General features: G+C 69.5%; 16 protein-coding genes and 1 pseudogene. 3 read left to right on the forward strand and 14 right to left on the reverse strand.

Features of this window, described 5'->3' with window-relative positions; translation table 11 throughout:
- Nucleotides 1-14: 14 nt before the first annotated feature.
- From AB3X07_RS09405 to AB3X07_RS09425, 5 genes and pseudogenes are all read right to left on the reverse strand, one after another.
- Entirely contained in the window at nt 15-2,840 is a 2,826-nt protein-coding gene (locus tag AB3X07_RS09405; protein WP_369944240.1) for a 2-oxoglutarate dehydrogenase E1 component, read from the reverse strand.
- A gap of 183 nt (nt 2,841-3,023) precedes the next feature.
- The gene (locus tag AB3X07_RS09410) at nt 3,024-3,926 is read right to left on the reverse strand and encodes a GNAT family N-acetyltransferase (protein WP_369944241.1); all 903 of its coding nucleotides are present in this window, start codon (nt 3,924-3,926) and stop codon (nt 3,024-3,026) included.
- Nucleotides 3,927-3,947: 21 nt separating this feature from the next.
- Nucleotides 3,948-5,180, reverse strand: a pseudogene (locus AB3X07_RS09415) (JmjC domain-containing protein); the annotation flags it as partial.
- Between the two features lie 262 nt (nt 5,181-5,442).
- A complete protein-coding gene (locus AB3X07_RS09420) occupies nt 5,443-6,039 on the reverse strand; it encodes a DUF3060 domain-containing protein (RefSeq protein WP_369944242.1) in 597 nt (198 codons plus the stop codon).
- Nucleotides 6,040-6,195: 156 nt separating this feature from the next.
- Complete coding sequence (locus AB3X07_RS09425; RefSeq protein WP_369944243.1) at nt 6,196-6,699, reverse strand: DUF3060 domain-containing protein; 504 nt, start codon at nt 6,697-6,699, stop codon at nt 6,196-6,198.
- A gap of 170 nt (nt 6,700-6,869) precedes the next feature.
- On the opposite strand from AB3X07_RS09425, the gene AB3X07_RS09430 reads away from it, so the two are divergent.
- On the forward strand, nt 6,870-8,084 hold the full coding sequence (locus tag AB3X07_RS09430; RefSeq protein WP_369944245.1) for an OmpA family protein: 1,215 nt from the start codon (nt 6,870-6,872) through the stop codon (nt 8,082-8,084).
- Between the two features lie 162 nt (nt 8,085-8,246).
- Here the strand turns inward: AB3X07_RS09430 and AB3X07_RS09435 are convergent, their stop codons facing one another.
- The 3 genes from AB3X07_RS09435 to AB3X07_RS09445 form a co-directional block, all read right to left on the reverse strand.
- Nucleotides 8,247-8,864 carry a DUF3060 domain-containing protein gene (locus tag AB3X07_RS09435; protein ID WP_369944246.1) on the reverse strand — a complete coding sequence of 206 codons (618 nt, stop codon included), beginning with the start codon at nt 8,862-8,864 and terminating at the stop codon, nt 8,247-8,249.
- A 64-nt stretch (nt 8,865-8,928) separates the two neighbouring features.
- Nucleotides 8,929-10,296: an adenylosuccinate lyase gene (purB, locus tag AB3X07_RS09440; RefSeq protein ID WP_369944247.1), complete on the reverse strand. Its 1,368-nt coding sequence runs from the start codon at nt 10,294-10,296 to the stop codon at nt 8,929-8,931.
- A 38-nt stretch (nt 10,297-10,334) separates the two neighbouring features.
- Complete coding sequence (locus tag AB3X07_RS09445) at nt 10,335-11,657, reverse strand: hemolysin family protein (protein ID WP_369944249.1); 1,323 nt, start codon at nt 11,655-11,657, stop codon at nt 10,335-10,337.
- Between the two features lie 460 nt (nt 11,658-12,117).
- On the opposite strand from AB3X07_RS09445, the gene AB3X07_RS09450 reads away from it, so the two are divergent.
- Nucleotides 12,118-13,107, forward strand: coding sequence for a YiiG family protein (locus AB3X07_RS09450; protein WP_369944250.1), 990 nt, complete (start codon nt 12,118-12,120; stop codon nt 13,105-13,107).
- A 452-nt stretch (nt 13,108-13,559) separates the two neighbouring features.
- Complete coding sequence (locus tag AB3X07_RS09455; protein ID WP_369944252.1) at nt 13,560-14,972, forward strand: class II fumarate hydratase; 1,413 nt, start codon at nt 13,560-13,562, stop codon at nt 14,970-14,972.
- Between the two features lie 222 nt (nt 14,973-15,194).
- Here the strand turns inward: AB3X07_RS09455 and AB3X07_RS09460 are convergent, their stop codons facing one another.
- The 6 genes from AB3X07_RS09460 to AB3X07_RS09485 are packed head-to-tail and all read right to left on the reverse strand — an operon-like array spanning nt 15,195 to nt 19,380.
- On the reverse strand, nt 15,195-15,635 hold the full coding sequence (locus AB3X07_RS09460; RefSeq protein WP_369944253.1) for a hypothetical protein: 441 nt from the start codon (nt 15,633-15,635) through the stop codon (nt 15,195-15,197).
- 51 nt (nt 15,636-15,686) lie between these two features.
- The gene (locus tag AB3X07_RS09465; RefSeq protein WP_369944254.1) at nt 15,687-16,250 is read right to left on the reverse strand and encodes a DUF2884 family protein; all 564 of its coding nucleotides are present in this window, start codon (nt 16,248-16,250) and stop codon (nt 15,687-15,689) included.
- 40 nt (nt 16,251-16,290) lie between these two features.
- A complete protein-coding gene (locus tag AB3X07_RS09470; RefSeq protein ID WP_369944255.1) occupies nt 16,291-17,115 on the reverse strand; it encodes a GIN domain-containing protein in 825 nt (274 codons plus the stop codon).
- Nucleotides 17,116-17,162: 47 nt separating this feature from the next.
- Nucleotides 17,163-18,143, reverse strand: a complete 981-nt coding sequence (locus AB3X07_RS09475; RefSeq protein WP_369944256.1) for an ABC transporter permease — start codon at nt 18,141-18,143, stop codon at nt 17,163-17,165.
- A complete protein-coding gene (locus AB3X07_RS09480; RefSeq protein ID WP_369944257.1) occupies nt 18,140-19,021 on the reverse strand; it encodes an ABC transporter ATP-binding protein in 882 nt (293 codons plus the stop codon). Before AB3X07_RS09480 ends, AB3X07_RS09475 begins: the two co-directional genes overlap by 4 nt.
- Nucleotides 19,018-19,380 carry a GntR family transcriptional regulator gene (locus AB3X07_RS09485; RefSeq protein WP_369944258.1) on the reverse strand — a complete coding sequence of 121 codons (363 nt, stop codon included), beginning with the start codon at nt 19,378-19,380 and terminating at the stop codon, nt 19,018-19,020. Before AB3X07_RS09485 ends, AB3X07_RS09480 begins: the two co-directional genes overlap by 4 nt.
- Between the last annotated feature and the right edge of the window lies 1 nt (nt 19,381).

Raw genomic sequence — 19,381 nt, forward strand, 5'->3', positions numbered from 1 at the left:
AAGGTGAAGGAGGTTTATTCAGCGACCTGGTCGTTGAACGGATTCAATAGCGCATCGGCGACCAGCTTCACCTGCTCCTCCACGTGCTCGGCGAAATGGCCGGCGGCGGGGGACGGCGAACGCGCGCGGCCGGCGTAGTGCAGGCTTTGCCCGTCGGCCAGGCAGGCCTGCAGGTGGTGCTTGATCTGGTACCAGGCGCCCTGGTTCTGCGGCTCTTCCTGGCACCAGACCAGGTCGGTGGCGTTGCTGTAGCGCTTGAGTTCGGCCGACAGCAGCTCGCGCGGGAACGGGTACAGCTGCTCCACGCGCAGGATGGCGACGTCGTCCTGGCCGCGCTTGGTCTGGTCCTCGAGCAGGTCGTAGTAGACCTTGCCCGAGCAGGCGACCACGCGCTTGACCTGCTTCGGGTCGGCCTTGGCATCCGGGATCAGATGCTGGAACTCGCCATCGGCCAGTTCTTCCAGGGTCGACACCGCCAGCTTGTGGCGCAGCAGAGACTTGGGCGTCATCACCACCAGCGGCTTGCGCGTGGACATGCGCATCTGCCGGCGGATCATGTGAAACGCCTGGGCCGGGGTGGTCGGCACGCAGACCAGCATGTTCTCCAGCGCGCACAGCTGCAGGAAGCGCTCCAGGCGCGCGGAGCTGTGCTCCGGACCCTGGCCTTCGTAGCCGTGCGGCAGGAACAGCGCCAGGCCGGTGATTCGGCCCCACTTGGCCTCGCCGGCGGCGATGAACTGGTCGATCACCACCTGCGCGCCGTTGGCGAAGTCGCCGAACTGCGCTTCCCAGATGCACAGCGCATTGGGGTCGGTGGTGGAGTAGCCGTACTCGAAGCCCATCACCGCTTCCTCGCTGAGCAGCGAGTCGATCACGGTGGCGTCTTCCGGGTTCTCCACCAGCTGGCGCAGCGGCAGGTAGTAGCTGTCGGTCTTCTGGTCGTGCAGGATCGCGTGGCGGTGGAAGAACGTGCCGCGGCCCGCGTCCTGGCCGACCAGGCGCAGCTTGTGGCCTTCGCCGAGCAGGGTGGCGTAGGCCAGGTTCTCGGCGAAGCCCCAGTCGCCCGGCAGTTCGCCGGCGGCCATCTTCACGCGATCCTCGTAGATCTTGGCCACGCGCGGGTGCAGCTCGACGCCGCCCGGGATGGTGGTGATGAGCTTGGCCAGCTGGTCCAGGGTCTTGCGCTTGACCGTGGTGTCGACCTTGTCGGTCAGCTTGCCCGACAGGTACTTGGACCAGTCGATGGCGAATTCGTCCGGCTTGCGGGTCGCCAGCTCGGTGGTGTACTCGCCCGAGTCCAGCTTGTTGCGGTAGCCGTCGACCAGCGCCTGCGCCTCGCCGGCCTGCAGCACGCCCTCGCTTTCCAACTGGGCGGCGTACAGCTCGCGGGTGGTCTTGTGCTTGCGGATGGTCTGGTACATCACCGGCTGGGTGGCCGCCGGCTCGTCGGCCTCGTTGTGGCCCCAGCGGCGGTAGCAGACCAGGTCGATGACCACGTCCTTGTTGAACTGCTGGCGGAAGTCGTAGGCCAGGTTGGCCACGAACGCCACCGCGTCCGGATCGTCGCCATTCACATGGAACACCGGCGCGCCGATCATCTTGGCGACGTCGGTGCAGTACAGCGTGGAACGGGCGTCGTCGCGGGCGCTGGTGGTGAAGCCGATCTGGTTGTTGACCACGATGTGCACGGTGCCGCCGACCGCGAAGCCGCGCGCCTGCGACATCTGGAACAGCTCCATGACCACGCCCTGGCCGGCGAACGCGGCATCGCCGTGGATGATCACCGGCAGCACCGAGGTGCGCGCGGCGTCGCCGTAGCGCTCCTGGCGCGAACGCACGCTGCCGACCACGACGGGGTCGACGATTTCCAGGTGCGAGGGGTTGAACGCCAGCGCCAGATGCACCGACTTGCCGTCGGCCACCGCCACGTCGGCGGAGAAGCCCATGTGGTACTTCACGTCGCCGGTGTGGGCGCGGTCGTCGTGGGCGTGCTCGAACTTGCCTTCGAACTCGTCGAACAGCTTGCGCGGGTTCTTGCCCAGGGTGTTGACCAGCACGTTGAGGCGGCCGCGGTGGGCCATGCCGACCACGATGTCCTTGACCGCGTCGTGGCCGGCGCGCTGCACCAGCACGTCCATCATCGGGATCAGCGAATCGCCGCCTTCCAGCGAGAAGCGCTTCTGGCCGACGTACTTGGTGTGCAGGTAGCGCTCCAGGCCCTCGGCGGCGGTGATCCGCTCCAGGGTGCGGCGGCGGCTGGCGGCGTCGCCGGCGATGTTGCCGCCCGCGTTCTCCAGGCGCTGGTAGATCCACTGGCGCTGTTCGAACTCGGAGATGTGCATGAACTCGCTGCCGATCGACCCGGTGTAGGTCGCCTTCAGCCGCGCCAGCAGGTCGCGCAGTTTCATCCGCGGCTGGCCGCCGAGGCCGCCGGTGCTGAACTCGCTGCCCAGATCGCTTTCCGACAGGCTGTGGAACGGCAGGCCCAGGTCCGGCGGGTTCACCGGGGGGGTCAGACCCAGCGGATCCAGGCGCGCGCCGAGGTGGCCGCGCGACCGGTAGGCGGTGATCAGGCGGCCGACGTGGCGCTCGCGCTCGTCGCCGCTCGGGCCGGTGCCGCTGTTGGCGGCCTGGCGCGCGGCGCTGGCGATGTGGGCGATGACCGCAGAGTGGGGAACGTCACCGGCATCGCGGCCCTGGAAGCCGTCGAAGTAGGTTTTCCACTTGGGATCGATGCTGTCGGGAGAGACCAGATACTGTTCGTACAGGTCTTCGATATAGGCGGCATTGCCGCCGGCGAGTTGCGATGACTGCGCAAACTGCTTGAGTAGATTGTCCACGATGGTGGGGTCGGGTCGCTTTATGGGTTGGCTTGCGATAGGAACCGGCGGGCGCTGGGGCCTGCGCGGGCGTAATCGAGCGAAAAAATTATACCCCCATGCGCCAGTCGGGGTGTGCATTTCGGATACACAGGGGTGACGTCGGTTCATCCGCCGCGCCGCGGCGGGCACGGGCGCGCCGCGCTACCAGCCCAGTGCGCGCAGTTCCGTGCAGTCGCGCGAGCGCTCCCAGACCCGCGCGAACGTGTCGCGCAGCTGGCGCGCGCGCGGGCCGCCGAGCAGGTCGGTCTCGCCGTCGTAACGGTGACCCAGCGCACGGAAGTAGACGCCGCCGCCATCGTTGACCAGGTAGGCGGCGGCGTCGCCGCGATCCACCGGATCGGCCACTTCGCGGAACTGGAACACGCTCGGCAGGCGTTGCGCCAGGCCCAGCAGTGGCGCGGCGGCGCGCTGCGCCGCGGCCGCGTCGTGCAGCAGGACCCGCACCTGCTTGGGGTGCGCGGCCACGGCGAAGCGGCGCAGTTGCGCCAGCACCGGCGGGCTGTCCAGCAGGCCCGGATCCAGCGCGCGGCTGTAGATCAGCACCTGGCGCCGCGCCTGCGCGAGCAGGCCGATGCTGGCGGCGATCGCCGCGGCGGCGTCCTCCACCGCCGCGGCGCCGCCGAACAGGCGCTGCATCGGCTGGCGCTCGCCGTCGGCGCCAGCCACGCGCGCGCCGCGCGGCAGGAAGCCGTGCCGTGCATAGAAGTCCTGGGCGGCCGGCGGCGCCTGCAGCGTCAACTGCGGCCAGCGCCGGCGCTGCGCTTCCTCCAGCAGCGCCGCCAGCAGCGCGCCACCGACGCCGCGGCCACGCCAGGCCGGCGCCACCGCCAGGCCGTCGATGCGCTGGTCGGGGCGCAGGCGCGCGCTGCCGAGCGGCTGGCCGTCGTCGGCACGGGCCAGCGCGTGGTGGCTCAGCGCATCCAGGGCGGCCTCCGCGGACGCCGGCGGCATGGCCAGGCCGGCTTGCGCGCGCAGCGCCCGCAGTGCGTCGGCCTGGTGTGCCGGGTCGAGGATTTCGATGCGGAAGCCGGGGGCGGAGGGCATGGCGGCGGCTCAGTCCTGCGCGTCGGCGTCCTCGTCGTCGAGGCCGGCGGTGTCCAGCGGCTGGTAGAAGCCGGCTTCGACCAAGTGCAGCAGGGTCTGGCGGCCGGCGGCCGACAGCGTGGCGTAGTCGCTGCCGTCGATCCGCTCGGCCGCGGCCAGGTGGCGCGCGTCCTTGATCGGCAGGGCGAATTCCAGGCCGCTGCAGAACAGGGTCGCGCCGCGCGTGGCCCGGCGCCAGGCCAGCCGCGCCCACGGGTGGCGCTGCAGCGTGAGGCCCTGCGCCAGGGCCGCGGCCACCGCTTCGGCGGTCGGCGGCTCGGCCGGCGGCAGGATCTCGCCGGCGGCGCGGTAGGTGGTGATGAAGCGGCCGAACCAGGCGCCGAGCTTGTCCGGGTCGTTCATGCGCAGCGCGTTCAGCGCCTCGACCACGCGGCCCATCGCCGCCGCGTCGATCTCGTAGGGGTCGGCCGGCGCCTGCAGGTCCTCGTCGTGGTAGCGCAGTGCCTCGTCGGCGCCGTCGATCAAGGTGTCCAGGTAATCGGCGATCAGCTCGGCCGAGGACGGCGCGCGCATGCCCACCGAGAAGGTCAGGCAGGCGTCCTCGGCGACGCCGTGGTGCGGCACCAGCGGCGGCAGGTACAGCATGTCGCCCGGCCCCAGCACCCAGTCGTGGGTCGGGTCGAACTGGCGCAGCAGCTTCAGCTCCACGTCGTCGCGGAAGTCGGTCGGTGGGGCCGGGCGGCCCAGCGCGACGCTGGCGTCGATCTGCCAGCGGCGGTGGCCCTGGGCCTGCAGCAGGAACACGTCGTAGTGGTCCACGTGCGCGCCGACCGAGCCGCCGGGCGCGGCGAAGCTGACCATCACGTCGTCCACGCGCCAGCGCGGCAGGAAGCGGAACTGCTCGAGCAGGGCGCGGATGTCCGGGTCCCACTTGTCCACGTCCTGCACCAGCAGGGTCCAGTCGTGGTCGGGCATGCCGGGGAATTCGCTTTCCTCGAACGGGCCGCTGCGCACCTGCCAGCGGTCGTTGGCGCGGTCGTGCGCCACCAGCCGCGACAGCGCCGCCTCCTCGCAGGCCAGGCCGGCCAGGTCGCCCGGCTCGATCGGCGAGACGAAGCCGGGGAAGGCGTTGCGGATCAGCAGCGGACGCTTGTGCCAGTAGTCGCGCAGGAAGGTCGCGGCGGGCATGCCCAGCGGTTGCCCGGGGCGGGCGTGGAGTTCGATGACGGGAGCGGCGGTCTTGCGGGCGGCCATGGAGGGTCCTTGCGGCATGATGGGGAGGGCGGCGAATGCTGGCGCCGGGCCGAAAGCGGCCATTGTCCGCCGGTTTGACGCGTTCAGCCATCGCGTGCGCCGCGGCATCCGGATCGGTTTGCGGTGGCGGCGGCCGCGCATGTGGCGTTCGGATACCGAAACGCCAGCCTGCGTGGTGCGCACCTGGCGGGCGCCGGAATCACGGGCGGAGGGAGGAGTGGCGCCGGACGCACCGCGGGCCAGGTGACGCCGCGGCGTCGCGCTACTGGCGGAGGACGCGGTTGTCGCGGCCGCCGTCGCTGACCTGGGCGCTGCCGGTGCGCTGGACGATGGCGTTGTCGCTGCCCTGCAGGGCGATGCTGCCGATCTCGGTGGCGTGCAACTGGTTCTGGTCGCCTGACACCTCCAGCGTGGCGATGCCCGCCGTCTGCAGCCTCGCCTGGCGGCCGAACAGCGCGACCGTGCCGACGTCGCCGCGCAGCGCCACCTGGGCGTTGTCGCCCAGGATGCGCAGCGTGTCGGCCTGGTCGATCTGCAGGTTGCCGTTGCGGCCGAACAGGCTGACCGTGGCGCAATGCCCGCGCAGTACCAGGGAGGCGTCGCGGCCGACGATATTCAGGTCGCGGCCGTCGCAGTCGATCTCGCCGCTGTCCGAGGGCGTCATGCGGATCCCGGACTCGGTGTCGCGCGCGCCGTCCTCGCTGGCGCTGGTCGACAGCGCTGCCGTGGGCGGCGCTGCCGCCGACATGACGACGGTACGGGTGGCATCGCCGGCGCCAGGGCCGTCCGGCGGGCGCGGCGTCCGTGTGCAGCCCGCCAGAGCCAGCAGCGATAGCGAGAACAACAGGGGGTGTTTCATCGCGGGACTCGTGCTGCGAGTCGCCAGCATGCGCCGGCTGGATTAACCCAGGATGGATGGCCACGGCGCGGTTGCAGTGTGCGAGGTCGGCGACCATGCGGGCTCGCTCGGTCGCATGCTGCGCGGTCCTGCACGTGCCGCGCGCGGGCAGGGCGACTACAGCAGCGCGTTGCCGTGACCGCGGTCGTCCAGGGCCGGCGTGTTGTCGGGGTTGACGCTGTTGCGGTCGCCGATGAAGCGCACCTGATCGATCTTGCGGGCGATGACGCGGTTGTCGTTGCCGCGCAGTTCGACGCTGCCGGCGTCGGTGAGGTTGAGGATATTGTGCTGGCCGCCGACGATCACCTCGTCCACACGGCTGTTGAGCACGGTGACGTCGCTGCCGTCGATGCGGATCGAGCGCGCCCCGTCCAGGTTCAGGGCGACGTGCGATGCGCTGATCGTCACCGCGCCGCAGTCGCCGTCGATGACCAGCCGCGCGTTGTCCTGGGTGATCGCCAGGTCCTTGCCGCCGCAGTGTGCGCCGGATGCCGGATCATGCAGGGCTGAAGCTGGCGCCGCCGTGGCCGGCGCCGCGGATGGGGCCGTGCCACCGCAGCCGCCGGCGATGCCGGCGGCGAGCAGGGCCAGTGCCTGGGAAAGGATTCGTTTCGTGTCCATGGCGTGTTTTCTCCTGACGCTGTCGACGGCGCACCTTACGCAAGCCATTGGCGGAGCGGGTTAATTTCGCGTGAGGCGCCGCCGGTGCCGGTCGGCATTTCGCAGCGCTGTTTGACAAGGGCCAGGCGCGACCGCTTAGAGTTGCCGCCGCATAACAGAAGGACCATGCGATGCGCGTACTCTCGATTCTGCTACCACTGCTGTTGTTGACCGGCTGTGGTGCGTCGGACACCACCACTCCTTCACCGGCCCCCTCCACCACGCCGAAGGCGCCTGGCGGCGCCGCGGGGGCGACGCCTGCGGACGCGGCCGAGACGCGGGGCGCGAACGCGTCGGAGGCGCCCGCCGCCATGGAGTTTCCTGCCATTCCCGCCATCGTGGTTCCCGAAATCTTCGGGGTGACGCCGGCGCAGCGCGCGCTGGAAGCGTCCATGCAGGATGTTCTGGATCCGATGCAGGGCGTCAGCATCGCTCCCGCGCGCTGCGACGGCGGCGGCCGCCTGGTCAACGATGCCGGCATCACCTCGGTGGATGCGCAGGGCAATCTGACGCGCAATGGCGACGAAGGACTGTTCCGGATCAATGCCGACGGCAGCGGTACCGCCAATTTCGAAGGCGGCCTGGTGCGGGTCGAGGCCGACGGCAGCGGTACCATCAACGGCGAGGTCGGCGAAGGCGAGCGCGCGATCGTGCGGGTGGAGGCCGACGGGTCGGGCAGCTACAACGGCCCCGCCGGCCTGATCACGCTCGACGGCAAGGGCGCCGGCAGTTGGAACGGCAAGGGCGGGCTGATCCGCAACAATGGCGACGGCAGCGGCACCTGGAACGGCGCGATGGGGTTGGTCACCGTCAACGGCGACGGCTCCGGTACCTGGAACGGCCCACAGGGCCTCGTCCGCAACCTGGGCGACGGCACCGGCATGGTCGGCACTCCCGGGCGCAGCGTGGCGATGGCGCCATTGCCCAAGCTGCCGCCCGCCGGGCGCTTCCCGCCGCTGCGCAAGTTCGCGCCGCCGGGCGCGCCGTGCGGCTACCTGATCACCTTGAACGACCGCGTGCTGTTCGATTTCGACAAGTCCGAGATCCGCGCCGACGCGGCCAAGGTGCTGGACACGCTGGCCGCCGCGCTCGGTCGCGTGCAGGCGCACGACCTGGAAGTGGGCGGGCATACCGACAGCAAGGGCAGCGACGCCTACAACCAGGCGCTGTCCGAACGCCGCGCCCAGGCGGTGCTCGATGCGTTGCGCAGCCGCGGGCTGGCGCTGCAGGCAGCGGCCAAGGGCTATGGCGAAGCGCGGCCGGTGGCGCCAAACGAGTTGAACGGCGAAGACAATCCGGCCGGGCGGCAGTTGAACCGGCGCGTGGAGATCTTTGTCAGGACCTGAGCGTGCGCTAGTCGCGTGCGCGAGACGCCGCGGCACGCGGGAAACCCACTTGAACCGACGCCAGCGCGCTTGGCGTGCGCTGGCGTCGGTTGCCAGGCGGGAATGGCCTGGCCTGACGCAGTGGAGCGTCGCGATGCGTGCGGCGGGACGCGCCGCACGGTATCAGTTGCCGGCGACTTTGTTGTCGCGGCCGTAGTCGCTGACCTTGGCGCTGCCGGTCTGCTGGGTCAGTTCGTTGTTGTTGCCTTGCAGATACGCTTCGCCGATCGCGGTGGCGCGCAGCTGGTTGTAGTCGCCGGGCACCGTCAGTTGTTCGATGCGGCCGATCTGCAGGTTGCCGTGCCTGCCCAGCAGGTCCACGGTCCTGGCGTCGCCGGCCATGGTCACCTGCGCGTTGTCGCCGACCACGCGGATGTCGTCGGCATGCTCGATCCGCAGCGTGCCGTTCGCGCCGAGCAGGGACACCGTGGCGCAGTGGCCGCGCAGCACCAGGTTGGTGCCGTCGCCGATGACGTCCAGGTTGTGGCCGCCGCAGTCGACGCTGCCGTTGGTCGAGGTGATCGTCAACGTGCCGTGGTCGCCGGCCTGAGCGTCGTCCGCCGGCGATCCTGATTCGCGCGCGGCGGCGGCTGCCGGCGCGACCGGCGCCTCCGGTGCGGCGGGTGCAGCAGGCGCGGGGGCTGCGGCCGGCGCGGTATCCGTGGGTACCGCCGGCGCGGGCTGCTGGGTGCAGGCGGCCAGCGCAAGCAAGGGCAGGCAAAGGCGCAGGATCCGTGTCATCGCAATCTCCTTGTCGGCTGCGCGGCCGGGTGGCCGCGACGGGGAATCGTGCGCGCGACCTCGCTCAGATCGCGCGCGCCAGGCGCTCGGCCAGGCCGGTGTAGGCGCCCGGGGTCAGCGCGCGCAGGCGCTGCCTGGCGTCCTCGGGCAGGTCCAGGGTTTCGACGAAGGCCTGCATCGAGGCCGCGGTGATGCCCTGGCCGCGGGTCAACGCCTTGAGTTGTTCGTAGGGGTTGGGCAGGCCGTGGCGGCGCATCACCGTCTGTACCGCTTCGGCGAGCACTTCCCAGGCCGCGTCGAGATCGGCGTCCAGGCGCTCGGGATTGACGGTCAGCTTGCCCAGGCCCTTGGCCAGCGAATCCAGCGCCACCTGGGTGTGGCCGAAGGCGGTGCCGAGCGCGCGCAGCACGGTGGAATCGGTGAGGTCGCGTTGCCAGCGGCTGATCGGCAGCTTGGCGCTGAAATGCTCGAACAGCGCGTTGGCGATGCCGAAGTTGCCCTCGGCGTTCTCGAAATCGATCGGGTTGACCTTGTGCGGCATGGTCGAGGAGCCGACTTCGCCTTCCTTGAGCTTCTGCTTGAAGTAGCCCAGCGAGATATAGCCCCAGATGTCGCGCGCCAGGTCGATCAGCACGGTGTTGGCGCGGCGGGTGGCATCGCCCAGTTCGGCGACGTTGTCGTGCGGCTCGATCTGCGTGGTGTAGGGGTTGAACACCAGGCCCAGGCCTTCGACGAAGCGTTGCGCGAAGGTCGGCCAGTCCACGTCCGGATAGCTGGCCACGTGCGCGTTGTAGTTGCCGACCGCGCCGTTGATCTTGCCGGTCAGTTCGACCGCGGCGATCTGCCGGCGCTGCCGTTCCAGGCGCGCCACGACGTTGGCGATCTCCTTCCCCAGCGTGGTCGGCGAGGCGGTCTGGCCGTGGGTGCGCGACAGCATCGGCTGCGCGGCCTGTGCGTGGGCCAACGCGCGCAGCGTGGCAGTGACCGCGTCCAGGGTCGGCAGCAGCACCTCGCGCCGCGCCTGCTCCAGCATCAGTCCGTAGCTGAGGTTGTTGATGTCCTCGCTAGTGCAGGCGAAGTGCACGAACTCCAGCGCCGGGCCGAGTTCGGCGTCGTCCTTGAGCTGCTCCTTGATGAAGTACTCCACCGCCTTGACGTCGTGGTTGGTGGTGCGCTCGATCTGCTTGACCCGCGCCGCGTGCTCCACGCCGAAACCGTCGGCCAGCGCGCGCAGGCGCTGCGTGGCCGCGGCCGAGAACGGCGCCAGTTCGGCGATGCCCGGTTCGGCGCCCAGCGCCAGCAGCCATTCGATCTCCACCTTCACCCGCGCCTTGATCAGGCCGTACTCGGAGAAGATCGGCCGCAGGGCGTCGACCTTGCCGGCATAGCGGCCATCGAGCGGGGACAGGGCGAGCAGGGCGGAGTCGGACATGGCGGGGGCGTCAGGGCGGTGGCGGTGGGGCGGCCATTCTACGTCGGCGCGGCCGCGGCGGCCTGCGCCAGGCGCACCGTGACCGCCTGGATGCGGTGCCCGGCCATGCGTTTGACCGTGAACAGGTGGCCATCGATCTCCAGGCGTTCGCCCTCCTCGGGCAGGCGCTGCAACTGATGCACGATCAGCCCGCCGACCGAATTGAGGTGCTCCGGCGCGCGCAGGTCGCGGCCGAGAAGGCGTTCGAGGCGGAAGATCGAGGTCGAGCCGGCGACCAGCACGCTGCCGTCGGCGCCGCGGGTCGGCGCGTCCTTGACGAGATGCGGGTGCTCGTCCTCGATCTCGCCGACCACCACTTCCAGCAGGTCTTCCAGGGTGAAGTAGCCGAGGATGCGGCCGTGCTCGTCCACGCACAGCGCCAGGTGCGTGGTGCCATGACGCAGGCGTTCCAGCACCTGCGGCACCGGCGTCTCCAGCGCGAACAGGTTGGCCGGGCGCAGCAGCGCGCGCGGATCGTCGCCGCGGCGGCCGCTGGCGATCTCCACCAGCAGGTCCTTCATGTGCAGGATGCCCAGCACCTGTTCGCCGTCGCGGTCGAACCACGGATAGCGGCTGTAGCGGCTGTCGGCGAACTCGGCCATCACCGCCTCCATCGGCATGCCCTCGCGCAGCACGCGCAGGTGGTCGCGCGCGCGCATCAGGTCGCCGGCCACCAGCTCGGGCAGTTCCAGCGCGTGGCTCATCAGGGTCAGTTCGTGGTCGGGCGCGCCGCCGGCGGGCTGCTGGCGGCCGACGATCAGCTTCAGTTCCTCGCGCGAATAGCGGTGCGAGGCGTGTTCGACCTCGCCCCAGCCCATGGCCTTCAGCAAGCGGTTGGCGCTGCTGTTGAGTAGCCAGATCGCCGGATACATCGCCCAGTAGAACAGGTACAACGGCGCGGCGGTCCACAGCGACATGCGCTCCGGGCGCCGGATCGCCATCGACTTGGGGGCCAGTTCGCCGAGCACGATGTGTAGGAACGAGATGACGCTGAAGGCTATGACGAAGGCGGTCAGGCGCGACGCCTCGGCGCTCAGCCCCAGCAGGTCGAACAGCGGCTGCAGCAGGTGCGCGAAGGCCGGTTCGCCGACCCAGCCCAGACCCAGCGAGGACAGGGTGATGCCGAGCTGGCAGGCGGAGAGATAGGCGTCGAGATGGCCGTGCACGTTGAGCAGCAGGCGGCCGCGCCAGCCATGGCGCTCGGCCAGGCCCACGGCCTGGGTGTGGCGCAACTTGACCAGGGCGAACTCGGCGGCGACGAAGAAGCCGTTGAGCAGCACCAGCAGCATCGCCAGCGCCAGCAGCAGGAGGTTGCCGATCATGCGCGTTCCCCGCTGTGCGCCGCGGACGCGTCATGGCGCCAGGCGGGAGAGGTGGAAACGGCGGGGTACGTGGTCCGGCGCAGGCGCCGGCATCTACTGTCTGAGTCGTCGCCCATGGCGGCGTGAAGGTTCCATCGGTGGTACGTCCTCGCAGTCTAGCCGATGCGGTGCGTCGCTGGCATTGCGGGATGCGCGCGGTCTCGCGTAGTCCGTCACAGCTGCGCGCGGCGAAACACGCAGCGCGATGGCGCGCATTTCGCCTCTGCCGCGTGTCGCGCGCACGCAGCGCATTGGCGCAACGCGTGTCATTGCAACACCTGATCAGGGTGCGGGAAGCCGCATCTTACGAATCCCAAATCCCAAATCCCAAATCCCAAATCCCGGCGCCGCGCCATCACTCCACTCGCACCGTCGTGTTTGTTACACTTTATGAAATCGTTTTCAACAGGGATGTTCCCGCATGAAATCCTCTTTGCGTCTGGCGGCGCTGGCTGCCGCTGTGTCCATTTTCCTGAGCGCCTGTGGTGGCAAGCCCTCGGCCACGTCCACCGATCCGGCTGCCGGCCACGCGTCCGCCGACGCCGCACCGAGCGAGGCGGACGAAGCGCTGACCCGCAAGCTCAACGCCTATATCGAGTGCTTCAACAAGGTCGACGCCGACATCCACCGCGGCGCGCAGTCCTATACCCAATGGATGGACGATCCCGCCGCGGGCCCGACCGGCAAGGAAACCCACGTGTACGGGCCTGCGCAAATCGACGAGTACGACATGAAGCTCTGCGACGCGCCGATGACGGAGGCGATCGCGGCCCGGCCGTCCCTGCCGGCGCTGGACGCGGCGGCCAAGCGTTACCTGACCGCCCTGAAGACGCTGCAGCCGCTCGGCAACCAGGTGCGCGACTATTACGAGCGCGAGGACTACCAGGACGACCAGTTCGCCAAGGGCAAGCAACTGCACGCGCCGCTGATGGCCGCGCTGTCCGAGTTCGGCAGCGCCAGCGAGGCGTTCAGCCATGAGCTGGACGTGCAGAACGACGCCGCGCAGCGCGAGCAGCTCAAGGCGATGGAAAAGGCCGAAGGCCGCACCCGCGATTTCTATCGGCTCTCGATGATGCTCGAAGCCAAGGAGATCGTCGGCCTGCTGCAGGAGGATGCGTTCGATCCGGCCAAGGCCACTGCCTTGCTCGACGGCTTCAACAAACTGTCGGACGAGGCGCACGCCAAGGTCGCCGACCAGGAACCGGGCAAGCTGGACTGGAACAGTTTCGAGACCGCCGCGGAGAACTTCCGCAAGGAAGGCAAGGCGCGGATCAAGCGGGTCGTGGACAAGACCCCGTACAGCAAGATCGAACAGGGCTGGCTGGACAACCCGACGCTGGCGCCGGAAGGCTCGCCGGGACGGCTGCTCAAGCGCTACAACGAGCTGGTGTTCCAGAGCAACCGGCAGTAATCGCGGCGGCGGCGCACTGCCGCCGCCGACGCCGCCGGAGCGTGCGTGGATGGAGCGCGCCGCGGCATCGCACCGCGCGTGCGCACGCACGCCGGCGTAGGCGCGACCGACGGCCGGTGCTTGGCGCCAGCGCCGCCGCAGGTGCACGAAGGCGCATTGCCAGAGGAGCGGGGGGCGGCACGATGCGTGTCGCCATCGTCACTAGTGCGCCGTCTCCAGCGCCACCGTGCGCATGCCGGCCGCGGTACGCCTGTCGCGGGCGGCGCACGCGAGGCGCGCGACAGGCCGCTCCTCCAGACATTGCTAACATTCGCGGGCGCACACTGGCTGACGCCGGGCGCTGCGCGGCGGATAATGCGCGCGCCAGCCGCAGCCCCGCCAGCCTGCCTTCCCGGACGTCCTTCGCGACCGCGCCGGGTGGATTCCTCTTATGCAGATGCGGAGATTGCGCAATGAGTGACAACTTCAGGGTCGAGCACGACAGCATGGGCGAGTTGCAGGTGCCCGCCGATGCCTTGTGGGGTGCCCAGACCCAGCGTGCGGTGCAGAATTTTCCGGTCTCCGGGCAGCCGATGCCGCGCGGCTTCATCCGCGCGCTGGGCCTGATCAAGGCCGCCGCGGCCGGCGTCAACGCCGACCTGGGGCTGTTGCCGAAGTCCGTCGCCAAGGCGATCCAGGCCGCGGCGCTGGACGTGGCCGCCGGCCAGCACGACGCGCACTTCCCGATCGACATCTACCAGACCGGTTCGGGTACCTCGTCGAACATGAACGCCAACGAGGTCATCGCCACGCTGGCCACGCGCGCGGCCAAGCCAGGCGCGGCGGCGGTGCATCCGAACGACCACGTCAACCTCGGCCAGAGTTCCAACGACGTGGTGCCGACCGCGATCCGCGTCTCCGCGCAACTGGCCACGCAGGAACAGTTGCTGCCCGCGCTCAAGCACCTGCGCAAGGTCATCGACAAGCGCGCCAGGCAGCTGGACAAGGTGGTCAAGACCGGGCGCACCCATCTGATGGATGCGATGCCGCTGACCTTCGGCCAGGAGTTCGGCGCATGGGCGGCGCAACTGGCGTCGGCGCAGGAGCGGCTGCAGGACAGCCTCGCGCGGGTGCGCCGGCTGCCGCTGGGCGGTACCGCGATCGGCACCGGCATCAATGCCGATCCGCGGTTCGGCGGCAAGGTCGCCAAGGCCCTGTCCGCGCTCACCGGCTGCAAGTTCGACAGCGCCGACAACAAGTTCGAAGGCCTGGCCGCGCAGGACGATGCGGTGGAACTGTCCGGCCAGCTCAACGCGCTGGCGGTGGCGCTGATCAAGATCGCCAACGATCTGCGCTGGATGAACGCCGGGCCGCTGGCCGGCCTGGGCGAGATCGAGTTGCCGGCGCTGCAGCCGGGCAGTTCGATCATGCCGGGCAAGGTCAATCCGGTGATCCCCGAGGCCACGGTGATGGTCTGCGCACAGGTCATCGGCCACCACACCGCGATCACCGTGGCCGGGCAGACCGGCAATTTCCAGTTGAACGTGGCCCTGCCGCTGATCGCGGCCAACCTGCTGGATTCGATCAACCTGCTGGCCAACGTGTCGCGGCTGCTGGCCGACAGCGCGATCGCCGGGCTGAAGGTGCGCCAGGCACGGGTGCGCGAGGCGCTGGACCGCAATCCGATCCTGGTCACCGCGCTGAATCCGATCATCGGCTACGAGAAGGCCGCGGCGATCGCCAAGCGCGCCTACAAGGAAAACCGCGCGGTGCTGGAGATCGCGATCGAGGACAGTGGCCTGGGCGAGGCCGAGCTGCGCAAGCTGCTCGATCCGGCGGCGCTGACCAAGGGCGGCATCCACGCCGGCGCGGGCGGCGGCGGCTGAGGCGGCGCGCATGGCGCGGCGGATCGCCGTGCCATGCCGAGGTGGCGGGGCTGGGCCGCGTGCCGGCTGGCCCCGATTCGATTCACGTGCCGGCGTGGTGGCCGTGATGCGCCCAGTTGCGCGGCAGCGACGCCATGCGGGGGTAGGCTAGCGGCTGCGCCGTCGCCATTGCAGCCTGGAATGTTCAGGGCAACAGCGTCGCCCGCACCGCGGTCGCCGCGCTCAGCGCCGCTCCGCCTGCAGGTTGCCGAAGCTCTCCCGGTACGGCTGCAGCGAGGGAATCTCTTTCAGCACCGTTTCCTGCAACGCGGTGATCTCCGGCGTGGTGGCGAAGCCGACCGAGCGCATGTTCGGGTCCGGCGGCGCGGTCTCCAGGGTGCGTTGGCGCTGCATCTGCAGGTGCATGAACAACTGCTGCAGTTCGGCGCGCTGCGCCTGCGGCAGCGGTAGTTCGATGTCGTCGATGCGCAGGCTGCCGTCGGGGCCGATCGAGGCGTTGGCGGCCGGCGCGCGGCGCAGCATCACGGTCATGCTGTCCACCGCCACGCGCGGCTTGCCGCGTTCGGCGCGCGAGGATCCCGGGCTCGCGCCGTCGCGCGCGCCGCACGCGGCCAGCAGCAGGCAGAGCGCAATCAGGGAGAACCAGGCGGTGAGCTTGTTCATCGGTCGGTCGGGCAGGGAAGACCCGGCCATTTTAGGCCGGGCGCCACGCAATTACTTGGCCGAATCCTCACAGTCGTTGATGTCGCTGGCATCGAGGCTGGCGTAGGGGCGGAACGCCGGCAGTTGTTGCGCCAGCGCGTCCTGCGCCTTGCGCAGCGCCATCACCTGCTGGCAGATCTTCAGTGCTTCCTGCTTGAGCTTGTCGGCCTGGGCTTCGATATGCTCGCCGACATGCTCGGTGTCGCCACTGAATACCCCGGCCAAGGCGTCGCCGGCCGCCTTGACGCCGAGCGCGGCGCCTTGCTTGCCGACCTCCAGGCCCTGTGCGCCGATCGCGCCGAGTTGCGCGCGGTAGGCCACCAACAGCGCGTGCTGTTCGGCATTCACCGCGACCTGCTTTCCATCGATCAGCAGATCGCCTGCGCTGGTGATGGTCGCCGGCGGATGGCCGGAGGCCTTCAGGGTGATGTCGCCGTTGTTGAAGCTCAAACTGTGTTGGCCGCTGCCGCTGCCGCCGGCACCGGTGTCGGTCTTCGGGGCGGAGCGGTCGCAGGCGGTCAGCGCCAGCACGGCGGCCACGGCGATGCCGGCCAGTTGCAGGGAACGGTGCTGCATGGGTGTGTCCTCGTTTTGAGAGAGAGGAAAAGACCTGGGTTCAACGCGGCTTGGGGATGCTGACGCTGCCGCGCACGCCGCTATGACGGACGTCGCCGCTGCCGACCCGCTCGACGTTGAGGTTGCCGCCGACGCCGTCGACCTCCAGGTCGCCGGAACCGACCGATTGCACCGTCACGTTGCCGGTGACCTCGCGCAGCTGCGCGTCGCCGGAACCGATGCTGCCGATCTGCACCGCGCCGCGCACGCCGTGCACGCTCAGGTCGCCGGAGCCGACCGTGCCGATCCTGACGTCGCCGCCGATCTGGCGGGCGGTGACGTCGCCCGAGCCCAGCGTCGGCAGCGCGACGCTGCCGACATTGCGCAGGTCGATGTCGCCGGAGCCGACCGTGGCGCTGACCGCGCCGCGGAGATCGTGTGCGTGCAGGTCGCCGGAGCCGACCTTGGCATCGAGCGATGCCACGCCGCTGATCTCGGCATCGCCCGACCCCAGTTGCAGTTGCACCGGCAGGTTGGCGGGGATGCTGCCGGCCACGTTCAGGTAGGCGTAGCGGTTGCCGGCGCTGATGCCGTGGATCTTGCCTTCGTGCTTGAGGGTCACCACCAGGGTGTCGCCGTCGCGGCGCTGGCGCAGGGTCAGTTCCTTGAGCATGTCCGCGTCGGAGGCGCAGGCGCGACCGCGCAGCGCGTAGCCGCCGGCACCGGCACCGGTCAGCTTGATGTTGTTCTGCTGCACGTCCAGCAGCACCGACTTGATTCCGGTCAGGTCCAGCGCCAGTTCGCGCGGGTCGGAATACTTGCAGTCGTCGGCCATGGCCAGGCCCGGCAGCAGCAGCGCGCACAGCGCGAAGGTCTTGCGCATCATCGGAAACTCCTTGCGGAAAGAGGGAAGCGGGCGGGCTGTCGGACGCATCAGTTTTCGTCGCGCCAGCGGCGCAGGTAGATCGCGGCGACGATGAAGGCGAGGCCGATGGCGGCGCCGACCCAGATGTCTGCGCTCTGGAAGATGCGCCAGGCGTCGCTGAGCTGGATCACGTTCGCCAGATCCTGCGGGCCGGAGATGTGCGTGGGCGGCGCGGTTTCGTTGAGGACCGGCAGCCAGGTGCCCGGCAGCACGCTCAGCAGGCCGCGGTAGACCACCGTGTACCAGATCAGATTGTGGTTGACGTGCAAGCTGGGCAGGATGCCCATCATGCTCGCCATCACGCAGCCCAGGATCGGGACCAGCACCGCCCACAGGAACGGCTTGGAGCGGGCCCAGGCCGAGCAGAACATCAGCCAGCCGATGGTCGGCAGCGACCACATCACGTAGATCGGCAGGTTGGCCAGCACGCCGCCGATGATGCGCAGCGGATGCGAGTGGGTGAACAGCGCGCTGCTTTGCGGGATGCCGTTGACCGAAATGGTCAATGCGGTCACCACCCACAGCGCGATGCCGATCAGCAGGCCGATGCCGATCGCCACCAGCGGCGCCAGCAGCAGCGCCCAGGCGGCCTTGGACAGCACCGTGCTGAGATCCGACAGCGGCAGCGACTTCCAGAACAGCACGCTGCGGTCGCGGCGGTCGTCGTACAGCGCGCCCAGCGCGTAGAAGAACACCACGAAGCCGAGCACGATGCAGGCCATCATCACGCCGGCCAGCATGGTGCCGTCGCCGACCGCGCCGATGATCTCGTTCACCTTCTGCGGGTTGCCGTTCCAGTCGATGCTGTTGGCGTTGTTGCCGTGCCCGGCCATGGTGCCGATCAGTGCCAGCAGCGCGTACAGCACGGTGACGATGGTGCCGGCGATGACCGGCGCCCACAGGAAACCGCCGCGGTGTTCCCAGTACTCGCGCTTGAGCAGCCACTTGAACGTGGACAGGGAGGAGATGGACTTGGCGGGAGCGTTCATGCGTAGGTGCCCTTCATGATGGCGACGAACAGGTCGGCCAGGCCGGGGGTGCGGGTTTCGCCGAGCGCGGCCAGTTGCGCCTGCGGCACGCCGTCGAACAGGAACACGGTCTTGCCGAACGGCAGGCCGCGCTCGTCGATCGGCTGCAGCGCGCGCGCGGCCTCCACGCGTTCGGCCGGTACCAGCAGTTCGGTGTAGCGGGTGGCCATGTGCTCCATGTCGGCGCTGAGCACGATGCGGCCGTCGCGGATGAACAGCACGTCGGTGAGGATGTGCTCGATCTCCTCCACCTGGTGGGTGGTGATGATGATGGTCTTCTCTTCGTCGAAGTAGTCCTCCAGCAGGCGCTGGTAGAACTCCTTGCGGTACAGGATGTCCAGGCCCAGGGTTGGCTCGTCGAGTACCAGCAGGCGCGCGTCGATCGCCATCACCAGCGCCAGGTGCAACTGCACGATCATGCCCTTGGACATCTCGCGCACGCGCAGCTTGGGCGAGAGCTTGGTATTGGACAGGAAGCGCTCGCACTTGGCGCGGTCGAAGCGCGGATGCACGCCGGCGACGAAGTCGATCGCCTCGCGCACCCGCATCCAGCGCGGCAGCACCGCCACGTCGGCGATGAAGCACACCTCGTTCATCAGCGCGTCGCGCTGCTTGCGCGGGTCCATGCCCAGCACGCGCAGTTCGCCTTCGACCGCGGTCAGGCCGAGCACCGCCTTCAGCGCGGTGGTCTTGCCGGCGCCGTTGGGGCCGATCAGGCCGACGATGCGGCCCGGCGCGATCGCGAAGGAGGTGTCGGCCAGCGCCGGCTTGTGGTTGTAGGTCTTGCGCAGCGAGCGCGCGGAGACGACGGATTCGGATGCGGCGACAGCGGCAGTCATGGTGTTTTCCCCGGTGGCAACAAGTCTTCCAATGTCAGGCCCAGGCGCTGGATCCGTTCCAGCACCAGGGGCCACTCTTCGTTGAGGAAGCGGTCGCGCTCGCTGCCGCGCAGCTTCTTGGCCGCTTCCTCGGTCATGAACATGCCCAGCCCGCGGCGCTTCTCGACCAGGGCCTCGTCGGCCAGTTCCTGGTAGGCGCGCGAGACGGTGATCGGGTTGAGCTGGTACTCGGCGGCGACCTGGCGCACCGAGGGCAGGGCGTCGCCGGGCTTGAGGATGCCGTCGAGCATCATCGCGATGACCCGGTCCTTCAGTTGGCGGTAGATGGGAGCGCCGTCGCTCCATTGGATGTCGCTCATG

This window comes from Xanthomonas sp. DAR 35659, from assembly GCF_041242975.1.
GTDB classification, from domain to species: domain Bacteria; phylum Pseudomonadota; class Gammaproteobacteria; order Xanthomonadales; family Xanthomonadaceae; genus Xanthomonas_A; species Xanthomonas_A medicagonis.